The sequence below is a fragment of the Flavobacterium piscis genome, assembly GCF_001686925.1.
Lineage (GTDB): Bacteria > Bacteroidota > Bacteroidia > Flavobacteriales > Flavobacteriaceae > Flavobacterium > Flavobacterium piscis.
This window is the reverse complement of the sequence record NZ_LVEN01000030.1, coordinates 1-847: the sequence shown is the minus strand read 5'-3', so window position 1 is coordinate 847 and position 847 is coordinate 1. Positions and strand designations below refer to the sequence as shown.

Here is an 847-nt window from a genome sequence, read left to right as displayed (position 1 = left end):
ATCCACTGGTCAGGGTTATTGGCATCTCTTACATAAACAATACCTGTAGTATTATCAATGTACATTTTGATTTCGCCATCAAGACCTTTTGTGCCAGGCAAACCATTTCCGCCAGTGATACCATTAGAACCGTCTAATCCGTCTTTTCCGTTGTTACCGCTGATCTGAATCCATGCTCCTGAAGCAGGATCTTTTATATATACAATTTTTGTATTGGTATCCACCCAGATTGAAACCCCTTCTGCAGGTGTAGCATCTTTTCCTGGTACGCCTGGTCCGCCCGGCAAGCCGTCTTTTCCATCGTTACCATTGATTTTTACCCAGTCTCCAGTGGTAGTATCTTTAATATAGATAGTTCCTGTTGTAGAGTCGATCCAGATTGTTGCATCAGCCGGAACTGTTACTCCATCTTTACCCGGTACACCTGGTCCCCCGGCAACACCGTCTTTTCCGTCTTTACCGTTGATTGGAGTCCACTCTCCTGTCGTTGTATCTTTAATATATATAATTCCTGTTGTAGAATCAATCCAGGTCGTTACTCCTTCTGCCGGTGCTCCCGGAGTTCCGTCTTTACCCGGTTCCCCTGGTCCTGCAGCAAAGCCCGGAGCTCCTGCAATTCCATCCTTACCGTCTTTTCCGTTTAATGGAATCCACTGGTCAGGGTTATTGGCATCTCTTACATAAACAATACCTGTAGTATTATCAATGTACATTTTGATTTCGCCATCAAGACCCTTTGTGCCAGGCAAACCATTTCCGCCAGTGATACCATTAGAACCGTCTAATCCGTCTTTTCCGTTGTTACCGCTGATCTGGATCCATGCTCCTGAAGCAGGATCTTTTAGAT

At 45.1% G+C, this 847-nt stretch carries 1 pseudogene; it reads right to left on the bottom strand.

What is annotated here, in order from left to right:
* Positions 1-847: pseudogene (locus tag FLP_RS25535) on the bottom strand (hypothetical protein); the annotation flags it as partial.